General features: G+C 39.1%; 18 protein-coding genes. All 18 read right to left on the reverse strand.

Going from position 1 to position 16,702, the window contains the following annotated elements; translation table 11 throughout:
- Window positions 1–2: 2 nt before the first annotated feature.
- The 18 genes from EV203_RS03030 to EV203_RS03110 all read right to left on the reverse strand — a co-directional run bounded on the left by EV203_RS03030 (window position 3) and on the right by EV203_RS03110 (window position 16,700).
- A complete protein-coding gene (locus EV203_RS03030) occupies window positions 3–4,208 on the reverse strand; it encodes a PolC-type DNA polymerase III (RefSeq protein ID WP_132039122.1) in 4,206 nt (1,401 codons plus the stop codon).
- A gap of 15 nt (window positions 4,209–4,223) precedes the next feature.
- Window positions 4,224–4,844 carry a glycosyltransferase family 2 protein gene (locus EV203_RS03035; RefSeq protein ID WP_132039123.1) on the reverse strand — a complete coding sequence of 207 codons (621 nt, stop codon included), beginning with the start codon at window positions 4,842–4,844 and terminating at the stop codon, window positions 4,224–4,226.
- 5 nt (window positions 4,845–4,849) lie between these two features.
- The gene (gene ispG, locus EV203_RS03040; RefSeq protein WP_009611035.1) at window positions 4,850–5,908 is read right to left on the reverse strand and encodes a flavodoxin-dependent (E)-4-hydroxy-3-methylbut-2-enyl-diphosphate synthase; all 1,059 of its coding nucleotides are present in this window, start codon (window positions 5,906–5,908) and stop codon (window positions 4,850–4,852) included.
- Between the two features lie 14 nt (window positions 5,909–5,922).
- Window positions 5,923–6,921: an RIP metalloprotease RseP gene (gene rseP / locus EV203_RS03045; protein WP_132039124.1), complete on the reverse strand. Its 999-nt coding sequence runs from the start codon at window positions 6,919–6,921 to the stop codon at window positions 5,923–5,925.
- 6 nt (window positions 6,922–6,927) lie between these two features.
- Window positions 6,928–8,076, reverse strand: coding sequence for a 1-deoxy-D-xylulose-5-phosphate reductoisomerase (locus EV203_RS03050; RefSeq protein WP_132039125.1), 1,149 nt, complete (start codon window positions 8,074–8,076; stop codon window positions 6,928–6,930).
- Window positions 8,077–8,088: 12 nt separating this feature from the next.
- A complete protein-coding gene (locus EV203_RS03055; protein ID WP_009611036.1) occupies window positions 8,089–8,874 on the reverse strand; it encodes a phosphatidate cytidylyltransferase in 786 nt (261 codons plus the stop codon).
- Between the two features lie 2 nt (window positions 8,875–8,876).
- Complete coding sequence (locus EV203_RS03060; protein ID WP_009611041.1) at window positions 8,877–9,620, reverse strand: isoprenyl transferase; 744 nt, start codon at window positions 9,618–9,620, stop codon at window positions 8,877–8,879.
- A gap of 46 nt (window positions 9,621–9,666) precedes the next feature.
- Entirely contained in the window at window positions 9,667–9,843 is a 177-nt protein-coding gene (locus tag EV203_RS13365; RefSeq protein ID WP_165911577.1) for a hypothetical protein, read from the reverse strand.
- The gene (gene frr, locus EV203_RS03065; protein ID WP_132039126.1) at window positions 9,840–10,394 is read right to left on the reverse strand and encodes a ribosome recycling factor; all 555 of its coding nucleotides are present in this window, start codon (window positions 10,392–10,394) and stop codon (window positions 9,840–9,842) included. Before frr ends, EV203_RS13365 begins: the two co-directional genes overlap by 4 nt.
- 1 nt (window position 10,395) lies before the next feature.
- Window positions 10,396–11,109 (reverse strand): UMP kinase, encoded by a 714-nt coding sequence (gene pyrH, locus EV203_RS03070; protein WP_009611037.1) that lies wholly within the window; start codon window positions 11,107–11,109, stop codon window positions 10,396–10,398.
- Between the two features lie 96 nt (window positions 11,110–11,205).
- Entirely contained in the window at window positions 11,206–11,808 is a 603-nt protein-coding gene (gene tsf / locus EV203_RS03075; RefSeq protein WP_011025686.1) for a translation elongation factor Ts, read from the reverse strand.
- A 74-nt stretch (window positions 11,809–11,882) separates the two neighbouring features.
- A complete protein-coding gene (gene rpsB / locus EV203_RS03080) occupies window positions 11,883–12,590 on the reverse strand; it encodes a 30S ribosomal protein S2 (protein ID WP_011025687.1) in 708 nt (235 codons plus the stop codon).
- 148 nt (window positions 12,591–12,738) lie between these two features.
- Window positions 12,739–13,020: a hypothetical protein gene (locus EV203_RS03085; protein ID WP_022587712.1), complete on the reverse strand. Its 282-nt coding sequence runs from the start codon at window positions 13,018–13,020 to the stop codon at window positions 12,739–12,741.
- 10 nt (window positions 13,021–13,030) lie between these two features.
- Window positions 13,031–14,395, reverse strand: coding sequence for a DUF342 domain-containing protein (locus EV203_RS03090; RefSeq protein WP_132039127.1), 1,365 nt, complete (start codon window positions 14,393–14,395; stop codon window positions 13,031–13,033).
- Between the two features lie 14 nt (window positions 14,396–14,409).
- A complete protein-coding gene (locus tag EV203_RS03095; RefSeq protein WP_132039128.1) occupies window positions 14,410–15,150 on the reverse strand; it encodes a FliA/WhiG family RNA polymerase sigma factor in 741 nt (246 codons plus the stop codon).
- 23 nt (window positions 15,151–15,173) lie between these two features.
- The gene (locus EV203_RS03100; RefSeq protein ID WP_011025690.1) at window positions 15,174–15,662 is read right to left on the reverse strand and encodes a chemotaxis protein CheD; all 489 of its coding nucleotides are present in this window, start codon (window positions 15,660–15,662) and stop codon (window positions 15,174–15,176) included.
- Complete coding sequence (locus EV203_RS03105; RefSeq protein WP_207910863.1) at window positions 15,643–16,278, reverse strand: chemotaxis protein CheC; 636 nt, start codon at window positions 16,276–16,278, stop codon at window positions 15,643–15,645. Before EV203_RS03105 ends, EV203_RS03100 begins: the two co-directional genes overlap by 20 nt.
- Window positions 16,275–16,700 carry a chemotaxis protein CheW gene (locus tag EV203_RS03110; protein ID WP_011025692.1) on the reverse strand — a complete coding sequence of 142 codons (426 nt, stop codon included), beginning with the start codon at window positions 16,698–16,700 and terminating at the stop codon, window positions 16,275–16,277. Before EV203_RS03110 ends, EV203_RS03105 begins: the two co-directional genes overlap by 4 nt.
- Window positions 16,701–16,702 lie beyond the last annotated feature (2 nt).

Consider the following 16,702-nt stretch of genomic DNA (forward strand, 5'->3'; position numbering starts at 1 on the left):
TATCAAAATAAACTTAATTGATTAGATTCTGGCAAATCTTCTAAACATCCATACTGTTTTAATATTTCAATAACAGTTTTACTTACCCTGGTTCGATTCCTGAAATCTTCAATGGATATAAATTTGCCATTTTCTCTCTCCTGGGCAATTGCCTTTGCGGCCTGTATTCCCACTCCTTCAAGAGAATTTAGTGGAGGCAAAAGTCCTTCTTCTGTAATTAAAAACTTCTCGGCATCGGACCTGTATAGGTCCACATTTGTGAATTTGATGCCCCTTAAGTACATCTCAAGTGCTACCTCTAATACTGTCAACAAGTTTTTCTCTTTTGGTGTAGCGTTGTTGCCCTTCGCTTCAATTTCTTTTATTGCCCTTTTTATGCTCTCTTTGCCCCCTAAAACTATGTCTAAGTTAAAGTCATCTGCTCTCACAGTAAAATAGGTAGCATAGAAAGCTTCAGGATAATACACCTTAAAATACGCAATTCTAAATGCCATGATCACATAGGCTACAGCGTGAGCTTTTGGGAACATGTATTTTATCTTCTGGCAGGACTGTATAAACCAGTCGGGCACGCCGTGTTTTTTCATCTCTTCAATTTCTTCCTGTGTAACGCCTTTTCCTTTTCTAACATTTTCCATTATCTTAAAGGAAAGCTTTTTATCCATTCCTTTGCTTATTAAGTAAAGCATTATGTCGTCTCTTGCAGCAATTACTTCCTTTAAAGTAGCGATCCCTTCTCTTATTATATCCTGCGCATTATTTAACCATACATCTGTTCCATGAGAAAGCCCACTTATCCTGACAAGCTCATCAAAAGTTGTGGGACGGGTCTCAATTAGCATCTGTCTCACAAACTTTGTTCCAAACTCAGGAAGCCCTAGCGTTCCAACGGGAGTGCCAAGTTCCTCAGGGTCTATTCCCAAAGCTTCTACGCTTGTAAAAAGGCTCATGGTCTTTTTGTCGTCCAGAGGTATTTTTCTGGCATTTACACCTGTCAAATCCTCCAGCATCCTTATTACAGTAGGGTCATCATGCCCCAGTATGTCCAATTTTAGAAGCTTTCCACTCAAAGAATGGTAATCAAAATGGGTAGTTATGACATCGGTATCTTCCGCATCTGCAGGCCTTTGAATTGGAGTAAAGTCGTAAATGCTTTTGTCCTTTGGAACCACCATGACTCCTCCGGGATGCTGTCCTGTGGTTCTCTTTATGCCTGTACATCCCATTGTCAGCCTTTTTATTTCTGACTTGTGTACAGTTAAATTCCTCTCTTCAAAGTATTTTTTCACATATCCGTAAGCAGTCTTATCCGCCAGCGTTCCAATAGTACCTGCCCTGAAAACATGGCCTTTTCCAAAAAGTTCTTCAGTGTACCTGTGAGCTATGGGCTGATATTCTCCAGAAAAGTTTAGGTCTATATCCGGCTCCTTATCTCCTTCAAAGCCCATAAACACTTCAAAAGGTATGTCAAAGCCGTCTTTTTTCATCAAAGTGCCGCAGTTAGGGCAGTACTTGTCAGGCATGTCAACTCCGCAGCCAAAAGACCCGTCCGTCACAAACTCTGAGTGTTTGCATTTTGGACACACGTAATGAGGAGGCAGCGGATTTACCTCTGTAATGCCGCTCATAGTAGCTACCAGAGAAGACCCTACAGAGCCTCTTGAACCAACCAAATATCCATCCTGCAGCGACTTTGATACTAGCTTCTGAGCTATTACGTACATTACAGCGTAACCGTTGTTTATTATGGCGTTTAGCTCTCTGTCAAGCCTTTCCTGCACAATTGGAGGCAATGGGTCACCGTATATCTCATGAGCTTTTTCAAGGGTAATCCTTCTTAATTCTTCTTCTGCCCCTTCGATGACAGGCGGAAAAGTTCCCTCAGGAATAGGCTTTACATCTTCCACAATTTCCGCAATTTTATTTGGATTTTCAATGACTACCTCTCTGGCAGCTTCTTCTCCTAGATATTCAAACTCCATAAGCATTTCTTCAGTTGTCCTAAAGTAAAGAGGAGGCTGTCTGTCCGCATCCTTATACCCTTTGCCCGCCATTAATATTTTTCTGTACACATCGTCCCACGGGTCTAAAAAATGCACATCTCCTGTTGCTACTACCAGCTTGTTGTACTTTTTCCCAAGTTCGTATATCTTTCTGTTTATTTCTTTAAGTTCTTCTACGCTTCTTACCTCTCCTCTTTCAATCAAAAATTCGTTGTTCCCCACAGGCTGAATTTCCAAATAGTCGTAAAAGTTGATTATATCTTCGAGCTTCTTTTCCTCCAAGTTAGAAACCAAGGCTCTGAACACTTCTCCCTGCTCACAGGCAGACCCTATGATCAGCCCTTCTCTCATTTTCACCAACAGACTCTTTGGTATTCTGGGGGTGCGGTGGAAAAACTCCAGGTTTGACCTAGATATTATCTCGTATAAATTCCTTAAACCCTTCTGGTCCTTTACCAAAATTGTCACATGGTATACAGGCAATTTTTTTACGTCCACTTCCCTTTCCATCAAAACCGAGTTGATTTCGCTTACACTCTTTATGCCTATTTCTTGCAGCTTTTCTAGCATCTTAATGAAAATTTCTGCTGTAGCCTTCGCGTCTTCCACGGCCCTGTGGTGATGCAAAAGCTTTACTTCAAAAAATTCAGCAAGAGTGTCGAGTTTGTAATTTTTAAGCTCTTGGTACAGATGCCTGCTCAACTCAAGCGTATCTAAGACAGTGTTTTCAACAGTCAAACCTAGTTTCTTAGCCTTTGATTTAATAAAGGACACATCAAAATTGGCATTGTGTGCTACCAGAACTGCTCCTTTTGCAAATTCCAAAAATTTAGGCAACACCTCTTCTATTAAAGGAGCATCTTTAACCATTGATTCATCGATTCCTGTGAGTTTTGTGATGAAAGAAGAAATGGGTATTTGAGGATTTACAAAAGTTTCAAAAGTATCTACTATTTTCTTGTTTTTGATCTTGACAGCACCAATCTCTATTATCTCGTCATTTATGTTTGAAAGGCCTGTGGTTTCGATATCAAATACCACAAATTCGCCTTCCAAACTAGCTTCGGATTCTCCAGTGACAATTGGTATTCCGTCATCCACCATATACCCTTCCATTCCGTATATAACCTTAACCCCATACTCTCGAGATGCTTCCATTGCCTCTGGAAAAGCTTGAACCACTGCGTGGTCTGTTATTGCAACAGCCTTGTGTCCCCATTCTGCCGCTCTCTTTATCACTTCAGTAGCAGAAGGGACGGCATCTAAAGTGCTCATCTGGGTGTGAAGGTGAAGCTCCACTCTCTTTTCTTCGGACAAATCCATTCTCTTTTTTGGAGGAATGAGCTCTAAGTCTTTCAAATCAATTACAAGGTCTCCTTCGTACTTATCGTATATCACATTTCCTCTTAACCTGACAAAAGTTCCTACATCTATTTCATCTTTCAAAATTTCATATTTTTCTTCTGTCAAAAAGGTTTTGACAAGTATTGAACTAGTATAATCTGTAATGTCAAACACCATGAGAACTTTTGACTTCAACTCTTTAAAATCAATAGAAAATATTTCTCCTTCAATCACTACCTCATCGGTTTCTGCACTTACATCCTTAATAGAGATAGGTTTAGCTTTAATTTCTTTGCCAAGGAGAACTCTATTTTCTTCAGACCTACTCTTCTCCTTTTTAGACTTCTCATCTTTTTGGATAACTTCCTCAATTGCTTTTATGTCTTCTTCGATTATTTTTTCTGCAATTTCTTCCCCTTCTTCTGAAAAAATAAGTTCTACATCTAAATTAAGTTCATACCTGTTCCTTAAAAATTCTCTTATTGCAAAATCTAATTTGCTGCTTTTAGCCATTTCGTAAATTGCGTAAGTTGGAGCCTTTACAGTTATCCTATTCTGTCCCTCTTTTGCGACATCACAGGTCTTTAAAAAACTTAAGGAAGAAGGGTACTCTTCGCTAAGCTCTAATACTACTTTCTCCCAGTTTTCCAAAACCTCTTCTACTGTTGATAAAGAAGGGCTTTCCACCACAATCTTTATCTCCTTTAGAGAAGGAAAGCTTTCCTCCAAAAAAGACTGAAATTCTGAGAGCTTTTGTGCATTTGATGAGAAAGAGGAGACAACCACAGTGAGTTTTCGGCTCTTTTTTTCAACTCTTACTTTTTTTATTTGCATGTTTTCCAAGAAAGTCGCTGGAACCATGTTCTATCCCTCTTTCTAAACCCACATTCTCAATATTTCAAAGTACATCTTCATTCTGGCAGCAAATCCTTTTACAAATCCCAATTTTTCCTCCTTCATTACGTGAGTTATGTTTTCTAGTGGAACGGTCACAACTCTTAAATTATTTTTTTTGGCATATCTGTTCAAAGCAACTTCTACACCAAATTTGCTGATTTCCATCTCTTTTATATCTTCTAAAAATTTCTTTTTTATGGCCCTCTGCCCAGAGAGAAAGGGTGCTATCTTCTGAGCTAAGTCAGTTGACTTCCTGCCCCCTGAAAAAATGCCCACAGTCATATCCGCCTCGTCTTTTACTACAGGCATGACAAGGGAATAGAAGTGCTTTTCAGTAAAGCCTATTAAATCTGCATCCAGCATGACTATTATATCTCCTTTTGCATTTAAAACTCCTTCTTTTAGCGCTTTTCCCTTGCCTTGATTTTTTTCTAGATTTATCACTTTAACTTTATATTTCTTCGCTTCCTCTTCTGTGTTATCCGTTGAACCGTCATTTACCACAATAATTTCGTCTATCACATCAATTTTCTCAAGGACAGAAAGTACTCTTCCAATGTTTTTCCCCTCATTGTAAGCAGGCACGATGACAGAAATCATTATTTTTATTCCTCCTTGACCATCTTCTCAATTTCTTTGAGAAGTTCTTCTAAAAGGTGTTCTTCTTTAACTATCTTGTATATCTTTCCTTTTTTGAATATAACCCCTTCTCTATCTCCTCCTGCAATTCCAATGTCTGCTTCTTTTGCTTCTCCAGGTCCATTTACCACACAGCCCATGACAGCCACTTTAAGAGGTTTTTTTATATGAGATGTTCTTCTTTCAACCTCAGTAGCTAATTTAATGACATCTATTTTTGTCCTGCCACAGGTAGGGCATGAAATGACCTCTACCCCTTCTTTGAGCAGTCCTAAAGCGCGCAAAATCTGTCTTCCTACCCTAACTTCGTGCACGGGATCGCCTGTCAAAGAAACCCTTATTGTATCCCCTATTCCCATGTAAAGAAGAGTGCCTATGCCGATCGCTGATTTAATAGTTCCGCTTTCCAAAGTTCCAGCTTCTGTAATTCCAAGGTGGAGTGGATAGTCCACCTTGGAAGAAGCTAATTTATATGCTTCTATTGTAAGGGGCACATTGGAAGTTTTTAAAGAAATCACTATATCGTAAAAGCCAAGTTTTTCTAAAAGGCGCACACTTTTTAAAGCGCTCTCTACTACCGCTTCAGGGGTTATACCGCCGTATTTATTTAATATCTCCTTTTCTAAAGACCCTGCATTTACTCCTATCCGTATAGGTATACCCCTTTCCTTTGCAGCTTCTACTACTTTTTTTATATTTTCTTCCCTTCCGATATTTCCGGGATTTATTCGTATTTTATCAGCGCCATTTTCTATAGATTTAATAGCCAATCTGTAGTCAAAGTGTATGTCTGCCACCAAAGGGATATTTATATGCTTTTTTATTTCTTTTATAGAGTAAGCAGCCTTTTCATCTGGTACAGCTACCCTTATTATATCACATCCTTCTTCTTCCAGCCTCTTTATCTGCTCTACCGTCTTTTCCACATCGTGAGTATCAGTGTTTGTCATTGACTGAACGAGGATCGGGTTATTCCCTCCTATTTTCTTATTTCCTATCTTGATTTCGCGGGTCAATTTCCTCATCTTTATCACCTAATTTAGAAAATTCGCATTATATCCCTGTAAGTAGCAAATATGAGCAAAGCGATCAACAGCAAGAAGCCTAAGTAATGGATATAACCTTCTTTTTCCGGTGGCAGTGGCTTGCCCCTTACAGCTTCTGCCAGCACAAATAGAATTCTTCCGCCGTCCAAAGCAGGAAAAGGCAAGAGGTTGAAAAGCCCCAGATTTACACTTATCAAAGCAGAAAAAGCTAATAAGTTTATCATGCCTGTCTTAGCTACAGTTCCTACTGCCTGGACGATTCCCACCGGTCCCATTATTTCGTTCACAGATACTTTTCCAGAAATTAACATTGCCAGTGACAAAACTATTAACTTGGAGAAATAAATGGTTCTATCAACAGCGGTTTTAACAGCAAGCAAAAAAGACCTTTCGTAGGCTGGAACTATCCCAATCATCACTTTAGAAGCTTTTTTATCAAATACAGGAGTGACTTCCTTTTTTATTATTTTATTGTCCCTTTCAATTTCCATCACAAGAGTTTTCCCATTGCTTGAACTTATGGCTTTTTCTAACTGTTCCCAGGAGTTTATCATTATATCGTTTATCATCAAAATTTTATCTCCCGGCAATATGCCAGCCTTTTCTGCAGGGTAACCTTCCATCACTGTTTGCACTTTAGGAACAGGGCTCCCGATGTAGAAGAATACTATAAACAAAAGCAAAAAAGCCAGCAGTATGTTCATTAAAGGTCCTGCTGCAAATACTGCAAGCCTTACAGGCCAGGGCTTGTTTATTATGGCTCTCGGGTCAGAAGACTTCTCATCCTCTCCCTCCAGTGCCACATATCCTCCGAAAAGAAGCGCTCTAAAAGAATATTCAGTTTCACCGTATTTCTTTTTAAAAAGCCTTGGACCAAATCCTATTGAAAATTCGTTTACTCTTGCTCCAGAAAGTTTTGCTACTATAAAGTGACCAAACTCGTGAAACATCACTAGAACACTCAAGACTATGATGCTTAAAATTATAGTCAACTCCTATCACCTCAAATACTTTCTCATTATCCTTTCTCTCGTTTCAAGGTCTACACTTATTATATCATCCAAAGTAGGGTTTTGTATATTTTTATGATTCTCTAAAGCTTCTTCTATAATCTCTGCAATTTCTAAAAAATTTATTTTGTTCTGCAAAAATAAAGACACTGCTACTTCATCTGCCGCATTTAAAACAGCAGTCATCGTTCCGCCACATTCTGCCGCATGATACGCCAGAGAAAGACATTTAAAAGTTTCAAAATCAGGCTCTTCAAATGTCAGCTGGCCTAATGCATAGAAATCTAAAAATTTTACACCTTCCACATATTTTCTGTCAGGGTAATTCAAGGCGTACTGGATCGCAATCCTCATGTCTGGCACAGAAAGCTGAGCTATGACACTTCCATCTACATATTCCACCATCGAATGAATTATGCTTTGAGGATGTATTACCACTTTTATCTTATCTAAAGGCATGTCAAAGAGCCATCTGGCTTCTATAACTTCAAAACCTTTGTTCATCAAGGTAGCAGAATCTATTGTTATTTTTTTCCCCATCTTCCAGTTGGGATGTTTCAAAGCCTCTTCTACTGTAACATTTACCAAATCCTTCTTTTTCTTTCCTCTGAAAGGTCCTCCAGAAGCAGTTAAAATGAGATTTGAAACTTCTCTCTTATTATTTCCTTTAAGGCACTGCAAAATAGCAGAATGTTCACTGTCTACAGGCAAAAATTCAATTTTCTTTTCTTTGACAAGCCCCATTACTATTTCTCCTGCAGTAACTAAAACCTCTTTATTTGCTAAAGCTATGTTTTTCCCCAATTTTATAGCTTCAACTGTAGGTATAAGGCCTGCAATGCCCTCTACCGCAACTACCACCATGTCAGCCTCGTATTTCACAATCTCTTTGAGCCCTTCTTTACCTGTCAAAACCTCTATCGGTTCATCTAAATTTTCTCTTAGCTTTCTTGCTTTTTCCTCGTCTTTTACTGCTACTACCTTGGGTCTAAACTCTTTTATCTGTTTTGAGAGCAAAGACACATTGTTATATCCTGTAAGCCCTACAATTTCAAACTCTTCTTTTAAACTTCTCACTACGTCCAAACTTTGTCTACCAATCGATCCAGTAGAACCTAGTATTATGAGTTTCTTCATACTTATCCCTCTTTACAAAAAGTACTTGAAAATAAAATATACGAAGGGCGAAGCGAATAATATGCTATCAAATCTATCTAAAATCCCCCCATGGCCGGGAATCACATTGCCAAAATCTTTTATGTAGCAATTTCTCTTTATAAAGGAAGCTACTAAATCCCCTGCCTGGGCAATTAGACTGCCAAAACTTCCCACAATAAGGGCTTCATAAGGAGTCATATTTGTCTGAGGAAAAATCCATACAAATAAAAAGCTTGCTAAAGTAGAACCTAAAAGCCCCCCTATTGCCCCTTCAACTGTCTTTTTTGGGCTTAGATCAGGAGCTAATTTATGATTTCCCAAAAACTTTCCTGTGAAATAGGCAAAAGTATCTGTAATCCATGACACAATAAATACAAGCCAAACAGTATAAAGGCCGTGAGGGAGACATCTTATTTTCTGTATGTACAAAAATAGCAGAGGTATGTACACAATCCCCATCAAAGTCACTGCATAGTCTTTTAAAGTGTATTTTTTATTAGTTAAAAAAAGCAAAAACAACAGCATAGAAAGGGCCACAAAGAGGTCTATTTCAGCAAATTTTATCTTGTCAAAAATTAAATACAAAAAAATAGCAGACAAATATCCAAATATTTTAAAAGGCCTAATTCCTATGTTTTTGGTAGCATTGTAAAACTCATTTAACCCCAGAATGCTTAAAGCTACCAGTGAAAAAGTTAAAAGAGCCCCCCCTTTTATTAAGACTAAAAATAGAAGGGGCAGTCCTACCAGAGCGCTTATTATTCGAGTTTTTAACATATTTAAACTCCCCCAAACCTTCTTTTCCGAGTTTGATAATAAAGCAAAGCTTCAATCAAATGCCTTTTTTTAAAATCAGGCCAGAGGACCTCGGTAAACCACAACTCTGAATAAGCCGACTGCCATAGTAAAAAATTGCTAAGTCTTTTTTCCCCGCTAGTACGTATGATGAGGTCGGGGTCTGGCTGAGATGCAGTGTAAAGGTGCTGAGTTATAGTATCTTCTGTTATGTCTTCTGGTGATAACTCGCGATTGAGCACTTTTTTGCATATATTTTGGGTAGCTTTTACAATTTCATCCCTTCCTCCGTAATTTAAAGCGATGTTGACCACAAGACCGGTATTTTTTTCTGTGAGTTTTTGAGCCTTTTCTATTTCAATCTGGCATTTTTCTGGCAATCTAGATATGTCTCCAATGAACTTTACTACTACATTGTTTTTATTGAGTTCATCAACTTCTTTAGAGAGATACTCTACCAAGAGGTCCATTAAAAAGTCCACTTCTTCTTTAGGTCTCTTCCAATTTTCTGTAGAAAAAGCGTACAAAGTGAGGTACTTTATTCCAAGCTCTCTGCAGGACCTTATAACTTCTCTTACTGCATTTACTCCCGCTTTATGCCCGTAAACCCTAGGCATTCCTCTCTTCTGAGCCCATCTTCCATTTCCATCCATTATAATGCCTACGTGCTGTGGCAACCGGGTTTTGTCCAACTTTTTTATAAGTTTTTCTTCATTAAAAAAAATCATAAATTTTCCTCCTCATTTGGACAAGGACCCCCTCTAAAGAGGGGGATTATATGCGAATCACGGTAATTTCGATAAATTCACCCTTGTCTTTGATTCGCACAACCTTTAGTCTTTTTCCTTCATACGTGAAAATCGATTTTGTCTCTATTACTTTATATTTTTTGTCAAACAATGCATCAAGAACTTCATCAAGGTCTCTTCCAATCAAGTCGTAATACTTCAAATTTCCATTATCTCCTTTTCTTTAGCCTCTACCATTTTGTCTATTTCCTTGATGTATTTATCTGTAAGCTTTTGAATTTCTTCTTCTCTCCTCTTTCTCTCATCCTCCGATATTTCTCCATTTTTTTCCATTTTCTTGACAAGGTCATTGGCATCTCTTCTTATCTGCCTTACAGCAATTCTGGCCTCTTCAGCTTTTTTGTGGACCAGCTTTACAAGCTCTTTTCTTCTCTCTTCTGTAAGCTCTGGAAGGACCAGTCTTAGCACTTTTCCGTCAGAAACAGGGTTAATTCCTAGGTCAGATTTCTGTATGGCTTTTTCTATCTCTCCTATCTGAGATACATCCCACGGTTGAACTACCAATACCCTCGGCTCAGGCGCAGTAATGGTAGCCAGTCTGTTTAAAGGAGTAGGAGTTCCGTAGTAATTCACAGTAATGCGGTCTAAAAGGGCCGGATTCGCTCTTCCAGCGCGTATTGCCGCAAGTTCGCTTTTTAAGACGTTTAAAGTTTTCTTCATCCTCTCTTCACTGTCTTTCAAATAATCGCTCATGTTAACCCTCCTTCACAATCGTACCGATATCATTTCCCATTACCACTTTCTTAATGTTTCCATATGTGGTCAGGTCAAACACTATGATGGGGATTTTATTGTCCATGCAGAGGGAAGTTGCAGTAGAATCCATGACTCCCAATCCTTTGTTTAACACGTCCAGATAACTTAATTCTTTAAACTTTACAGCATCTTTGTGCTTTAGAGGGTCTTTGTCATAAACGCCGTCCACCTTTTTAGCAAGCAGTATTACTTCTGCATCTATTTCAGCAGCTCGGAGTGATGCAGCAGTGTCTGTCGAGAAAAAGGGATTACCTGTGCCTGCTGCAAATATGACTACTCGCCCTTTTTCCAGGTGTCTTATGGCTCTTCTGCGGATATAAGGTTCTGCAATGGCCCTCATCTCTATTGCCGTCTGCACTCTTGTAGGTACGCCCCTTTGTTCTAAAGCATCCTGTAGAGCCAGAGCGTTTATGACAGTTGCAAGCATCCCCATGTGGTCTGCAGTAGTTCTGTCCATCCCTACAGCGTCTCTGCCCCGCCAGATGTTTCCGCCTCCTACCACGAGACCAATTTGTACTCCTAAGTCTCTCACTTCTTTTATCTCGTCTGCAATTCTATTTACTACATTAAAGTCTATTCCAAATTCCTTATCTCCGGCCAAGGCCTCCCCTGAGATTTTCAGAACTACTCTTTTATACACTACTGATGACACAATAACACCCCATTCTTATATAAGTTTCTATACAATTTCAAAAAATCCTTCTGAAATTTCGAAATTTCTATAAAAAGGGGACACATCAGTGTCCCTTTATTTCTCTATGCCTTCTCCTCTCTCAAACCTTGCAAATCTCCTTATTACAATATTCTCCCCAAGCTTTGCTATCATCTCGTTCAATAAATCTTTTACAGTTTTCTCAGGGTCTCTGATGTACTCTTGCTCGAGAAGGCAATTTTCTTTATAGAATTTTTCCAATCGCCCTTCCACTATTCTGTCAATCACATTGGCAGGTTTTCCTTCATTTAAAGCTTGAGCTCTTAAGATCTCTTTTTCTTTTTCCAATACTTCTTGAGGCACATCTTCTTTCGAGATGTACTTCGGATTTGCAGCAGCAATTTGCATGCAAATCTCTTTCACAAAATTTCTAAATTCCTCTGTATTTGCCACAAAATCTGTCTCACAGTTCACTTCTACAAGCACGCCAATTCTGCCGCCCCCATGTATGTAGGCTTCTACCAAACCTTCATTTGCAGTTCTGCCCGCTTTCTTAGCTGCTGCAGCCAGCCCTTTTTCTCTTAGAATATCTATAGCTTTTTCTATATCTCCATTTGCTTCAATCAAGGCGTTTTTGCAATCCATCATTCCAGCGCCGGTTCTCTCTCTCAGCTCTTTTACAGCTTGTGCAGATATCATGCAAGAAGTACCTCCTTGTGCTTTTTAGTATAAATTTAGTGGTAAGGAAGCTTCCCTACCACCAAAAGAGTATTTTATTCTTCAGCTGCTTCAAACTGCTCGCCCTGCTTGCCTTCTAAAACAGCATCAGCAATTTTAGAAGTAATTAATTTTACTGCTCTTATAGCATCATCGTTTCCTGGTATTGGATAGTCTATAAGCTCAGGGTCGCAGTTGGTGTCCACAATGGCAACTATAGGAATTTCAAGAGCTCTAGCTTCAGATACTGCTATAGCTTCCTTCTTTGGATCGACGATGAATAAAGCAGAAGGCAGAGACTCCATATTTTCAATTCCGCCTAAAAACTTCTGCAATCTCTCTTTTTCTTTTCTAAGCCTGATTACTTCCTTTTTAGGAAGCACTTCAAAAGTGCCGTCTTCCTCCATTCTTTTGAGCTCTTTTAAACGCTGAATTCGGGTTTTAATCGTTTTGAAGTTAGTCAAAGTCCCGCCCAGCCATCTCTGATTTACATAAAACATGCCGCATCTTTCTGCTTCTTCTTTTATGGACTCCTGAGCCTGTTTTTTAGTCCCGACAAAAAGTATGGTACCCCCGTCCATCACCAGTTTTTTCACAAACTCATAAGCCTGCTCCAATTTTTCTACTGTTTGTTGTAAATCGATGATATAAATTCCATTTCTCTCCGTAAAAATATAAGGGGCCATTTTGGGGTTCCATCTTCTTGTCTGGTGACCGAAGTGAACTCCTGCTTCCAATAACTGCTTCATTGAAACTATTGACATAAATACACCTCCTGAATGGTTATTCCTCCGCCCGATTCATCTTGCAAAAAGACCCTTTTCACGGGCACCCTTTTTGCAATCCTCAGGCGTGTGTGATGACTGCCAATGAATACTATATTATATATTCTCCCAAATGTCAATATCCGTATCACACTTTAATATCAATATGTCCCACATTTTTTTGTTTATCCTTCTTTTTCTCCTTTTGCCTGTCTTCCTTGCCCTGAAAGCCCTTTTCTTTTATGTAGGCTTTTTCTGACTTCTCCAACTCATTGGTCTTTGATTTTTTTACTTCGTTTTCTTTGCTTACAGAAAGAGACAATTGGTGGGAATACACGTCAGGCCTTTGAAGGTCTACCTGTCTTAAGTTCCCCACTTCTACTGTCCGAGGCAATATGGATTTTAAATCAATAGGATTACCTCCAGCCATTTTTATCTCCTCACTTTAAAGGGAAGAATTTTACTTCTTCTTCTTTTTTTACAAACATGGCGTATTTGATAGGTTCTCTAATTTTTAGCACTGCATCGTCAATGACAAGCTTAGTTCCTGGAAAAATAGTATCGAGGACTTTTACTATCCCAGAGCTAGAAGTTTTTATCTCCTCGTTTAAAAATCTTAGTTCTTCTTCTAGATGATGGTTGACAGAAGTTAGCTCCTCAAGGGATTTCTTTGCCTTTTGATACACCTCTTCTTTGTCAGGAGGAAGTTTTTCAAACTTTTCCAGATAGTTTATTATTTTCTCAAGTTTTTCAATCGCAGATCTGTTCTGTTCTATCTGGTATGTGAGCTCTGCGATCTTTAACCGCTTTTGGGGCAATACCCCCACTTGAAGTTCCGTATACGTTCCCATTTTTGAACCTATGTTTGCAGCAAAAATTTCTCTCCCTGCCACCACCCTGCTCCCGATAATTTGGCTTTTATTGCCTAGAAGTTTCACACTTCCTCCTGCCTTTACGTCCGAGTAGATTATCGCTTCTCCAAAAACGTCTCCCCCAGCCTCTACGCTGCAGTTTTGGAAATAGCGAGAGGTTATGTTCCCCTCCGCGAGAATTTTTGCTTTTCCTCCTCCTTGAATGCCTTTGTGAATATTTATATTTCCTTTGGCAATTATAGTGGCAGCTTCTACTACCCCAAAAATCTCAATATTGCCTTCGCTTTCAACAACAAACCCCGACTTCACATTTCCAGTAATTTTTACACTGGCGACAGTTTTTATATTCCCTACAGAAGTATCTACTTCTTTTACTTCAAGAAGGGTGCGAACTTCTACTTTGTTGTTTACTGCCACAATGTGTCCATCTACTGCTGCCACCAAAGTGTCTCCTTCTACGTAAGTGTTTTTGCCTAAGGGAAGGCGTACATCTTTCCCTTTAATGGCAGGCACGAGTTCTCCAAAAACATTCACCCCAGGCTCTCCTTCGGTGGGAGGAATTCTCCTCGCTATCACTTGCCCTTTTTTTACATTTTTGAAGAGGTTGAGGTTTTTGTAATCCACTGTCCCATCCTCTAATATTTTAGGGGTAGCAGCAGAGTGAATGTCCACTTCAAACGCTATTTTCCCGTCTTCTCCATTTACAGGCTTTTTCCCTTCCGCAATTAAAACGTACTTCGCATTCTGGGGATTCTTACAAATTTCTTCTACAATATTCAGTTTTACCCCATAGGTTATTCTGTGCTTAGATAGTTCCTTCAGAATTTCTTCTTTTGTTGCGCTGATCCCATTGGGGTCTTCAATTAGGGAAATATAAGCCTGCTGCTTGTCCTTTGAAACCTCTACTAACACCCTATACCTTTTTTCATCCATCTCAAAGCCTCCATTTAAAAGTACTCGCTCAGCATCTCCCTTATCTTTTTTATAGCTTTGGAATGAATTTGAGAAATGCGCGACTCCGTCAAATTAAGTATCTTGCTTATATCCTTGTAGTTTAAGTCTTCATAGTAGTACAGAGTAATTACCAGTCTTTCTTTTTCAGAAAGCTTCTCAATCGCATGGGCAAGCTTTTTCTTTAGTTCTTTGTAAAGAAGCTCCTCTTCAGGATTTTTCGGGTCTATCTCTGAAATAGAGTGCATCTTTAAATTATTTTCAATAGCTTCTTCAAGAGAATTAATATTTGAGACATTTATGTAGCTCAAAGTCTTTAACACGTCTTCTTCCTCTAATCCACAAGCTTCTGTAATTTCTTCCACTGTAGGCTCTCTGTTGTACCTTTGCTGAAGCTTTTCTACCGTCTCTTCAATTTTCTTGTACTTTTTCTTCAAACTCCTCGGCATCCAGTCCCTTTTTCTCAGGTAATCTATTATTTCGCCTCTTATCCTCAAAGCAGCGTATGTCTCAAATTTTACCCCTTTGTCAGGCTGATACTTTTCAATAGCATCTATGAGTCCTAAAATCCCTTGGTGGATAAGGTCTTCATACTCTGACTGGGCGATATCTGATATTACAAGCTTTTTCACTATATGTTTTACCAAAGGAAGGTATTTGACAATAATCTCATTTCTCGCATCAGGGTTTTTTTGAAGGTTGTAAACTTTCCAAACATCCTCCTCCACTACTGACATATGAATTCCCCCAGTTTTTTATTTTAAATGTACTTGACTCCATGGCCTATAGTCTTTACTAAAAGTCTGCCGTCTTCAGAATAAAATTCTATAGTCCTTCCGTAATTTCCACCTGTATCCTCAGCTACAATAGGTATGCCGAGCTTTTTGAGCACTTCCTTTGTAGCGATTACATTCCTTTCCCCTATGTTCATGATGTCAGAATTTATCTTTGAAGAAAACATTTGCGCGCCTCCAGCTAACTTGCTTATCAACCTTTTCGGATTAGCTCCTTCCTTCAACATCTCTTCAATCAAAATCTCTATTCCAGTATCAGCAAATTTCAGCTTATTAGAATTGTCAGATATTTTATTGCTGTAAGGCAACATTATGTGAACAAGTCCTGCAACTTTTGCGATAGGGTCGTAAAGCACAATCCCCACACAGGACCCCAGCCCAATTGTAGTCAAAATGCCCGGGCTCTTTGTAACTTTTGCATCCGCCATTCCAACCCTAAGAATTTTGCTCTCCATTTACTTCAACTCCAAGCGCTTTTAGTATTAAATCAAAAGAGTTTATATCAGGTATCAGGAAAAAATCTCCTCTTATTAGCCTTTCTCCTTCTACAAACTGAGTTTCTATGAATAAAATCTTGTCAGAAAATTCGCCGTACTGTATTGCAGGGACGCTCAAAATTGCTCCTGCCATGTCTATGCTCAAAGCAGGCGGTGAGATTTTCATATTGAGAGAGGTAAGAGTAGAAAGTGATGCTACATAGCTCCCAGCCATTATGTTTCCAATCTCTTCTAGCGCAGACTTTTCAAGCTCGTCAAATTCCTCTTTCGCTTCAATCCCCATTAAATTCCATATAAGAGAAGATGCGCTATCAAGGTCTAAGGTAAAGAGTATGTTCCCTTTCACATCTCCGTCCAAACCAAAATATATCCCGACTATCACGGTATCAGGTGACCCAAATATGTCTGGGACTTCTACAAGCTCCAATATCTTTACAGTAGGTACTTTCATGTCTACCTTTTTGCCTATCATTGTGGAAAGAGCAGTTATGGCGTTTCCAGCTCCGATGTTGCCCAGCTCTTTTAGTACATCCAAGTATATCTCATTCAACCTGTTTATATCCACATTTCTCACATCCCGACTCCCAAAAGTTTGTTCAAATCCAGTATCAAAAGCACCCTGTCTTTAATCTTACCGACTGTGCTGACAAATTTCGAATACTCCTCCTCTCCTTCACTAAAAGAAAGCCTGTCTATATCCTCTTCCCTTATCTCTACAACTTCATTGGCGTTATCCACAATAAGTCCTACAGCCATATCGTAATCCTTCAAAACCACTATTCTCGTATCTTCATCGTACTCTTTCTCTGGAAGCCCCAGTTTTAGCCTCAGGGATATTACGGGTATGATTTCTCCTCTTAAGTTGATAACTCCTTTCACATAATTTTCAGTCTGAGGTACCCTTGTTATGGGCAAAATCTTCTCTATAGTCTGCACCTTTTCAATTCCTATGGCGTATTCTTCATCTTCAATCTTTGCCACAACAAATAGGCTCAAAA

It is taken from the genome of Caldanaerobacter subterraneus (assembly GCF_004345675.1).
Taxonomy (GTDB): Bacteria; Bacillota; Thermoanaerobacteria; order Thermoanaerobacterales; family Thermoanaerobacteraceae; genus Thermoanaerobacter; species Thermoanaerobacter subterraneus.

Coding starts and splice junctions, on each gene's coding strand:
- EV203_RS03030 (WP_132039122.1), bottom strand. CDS start 4,208: ATGGTTCCAGCGACTTTCTTGGAAAACATGCAAATAAAAAAAGTAAGA.
- EV203_RS03035 (WP_132039123.1), bottom strand. CDS start 4,844: ATGATTTCTGTCATCGTGCCTGCTTACAATGAGGGGAAAAACATTGGA.
- ispG (WP_009611035.1), bottom strand. CDS start 5,908: ATGAGGAAATTGACCCGCGAAATCAAGATAGGAAATAAGAAAATAGGA.
- EV203_RS03050 (WP_132039125.1), bottom strand. CDS start 8,076: ATGAAGAAACTCATAATACTAGGTTCTACTGGATCGATTGGTAGACAA.
- EV203_RS03055 (WP_009611036.1), bottom strand. CDS start 8,874: ATGTTAAAAACTCGAATAATAAGCGCTCTGGTAGGACTGCCCCTTCTA.
- EV203_RS03060 (WP_009611041.1), bottom strand. CDS start 9,620: ATGATTTTTTTTAATGAAGAAAAACTTATAAAAAAGTTGGACAAAACC.
- frr (WP_132039126.1), bottom strand. CDS start 10,394: ATGAGCGATTATTTGAAAGACAGTGAAGAGAGGATGAAGAAAACTTTA.
- tsf (WP_011025686.1), bottom strand. CDS start 11,808: ATGATATCTGCACAAGCTGTAAAAGAGCTGAGAGAGAGAACCGGCGCT.
- rpsB (WP_011025687.1), bottom strand. CDS start 12,590: ATGTCAATAGTTTCAATGAAGCAGTTATTGGAAGCAGGAGTTCACTTC.
- EV203_RS03085 (WP_022587712.1), bottom strand. CDS start 13,020: ATGGCTGGAGGTAATCCTATTGATTTAAAATCCATATTGCCTCGGACA.
- EV203_RS03090 (WP_132039127.1), bottom strand. CDS start 14,395: ATGGATGAAAAAAGGTATAGGGTGTTAGTAGAGGTTTCAAAGGACAAG.
- EV203_RS03095 (WP_132039128.1), bottom strand. CDS start 15,150: ATGTCAGTAGTGGAGGAGGATGTTTGGAAAGTTTACAACCTTCAAAAA.
- EV203_RS03100 (WP_011025690.1), bottom strand. CDS start 15,662: ATGGAGAGCAAAATTCTTAGGGTTGGAATGGCGGATGCAAAAGTTACA.